This window comes from Streptococcus sp. HMSC072G04 (assembly GCF_001813295.1).
GTDB lineage: Bacteria > Bacillota > Bacilli > Lactobacillales > Streptococcaceae > Streptococcus.
Genome location: NZ_KV812033.1, coordinates 1 through 977, shown reverse-complemented (window position 1 = coordinate 977; position 977 = coordinate 1). Strand labels below are relative to the sequence as shown.

The window sequence follows — 977 nt, the reverse complement described above, 5'->3', positions numbered from 1 at the left end:
TACGTTGTTTCTAAAGAGAAATACGATATCACAGGCGACAAGCTCGTTGATGATGACAAAGAGTTGGCAGACAAGTACGCAGATACAAATGCGGACCCATATGCGGACGATGCATCAAATAACGAAAAAGAAAACTTGAACACTAAGACTGTGAACCGTGGCGACAAGTTGGTTTACCAAGTATGGTTGGATACAACTAAGTTTGACGCAACTAACAAGGACAACATCCAATCAGTAGGAATCTCAGATGACTACGATGAAGCGAAGTTGGAACTTGATTCTACTAAGATCAAAGCTTACGACTCAGTAACAGGCGCAGAAGTAACAGATAAATTCGATATCACTGTCAACAACGGTGTGATTACTGCAACTCTTAAAGATGGCTTCACTAAGTCACTTGGCGATGCAGAAAACACACAAGTCATCGACACAACTAAATTCGCATTTGGATGTTACTACAAGTTCGACATCCCAACAACAGTGAAAGCTGATGTACCTGGTGGTGTAGACATCGAAAATACTGCGGCTCAAGTAGTCAACTACTACAACCCAACTACTAAGAAAGTTGAAAAACCAAGCAAACCAACTGAAAAACGTGTAAACAACGTACCAATTCAAATTGAACTTGACTTCAAGAAAGCTCTTGCTGGTCGTCAATTGAAAGCGAATGAGTTTACTTTCCAATTGTTAGACGATGATGAATTCAATGTTCTTGAAACAGCAACCAATGATAAGGATGGTAAGGTTAAATTCACTAGCCTTAAATACACAAACAATGATATCGGTGTTTACCGTTACAAAGTAGTAGAAGTTGCTGGTACAGACTCAACCGTTACATATGACAATATGAAAGCTGTTGTAACAGTCACTGTTTCTCATGATGGTACAGCTAAAGCTTTAGTTGCTAAGGTCGGAGATATTGCTGATAAAGAGTTCAACAATACAGTAACACCTCCAGAAGAACCTAAGTTCCAACC

General features: G+C 39.5%; 1 protein-coding gene. It reads left to right on the top strand.

The window, feature by feature from the left end; translation table 11 throughout:
* Positions 1-977: SspB-related isopeptide-forming adhesin (locus tag HMPREF2904_RS06755; protein ID WP_305366824.1), on the top strand; the 977-nt coding region annotated here is incomplete at both ends.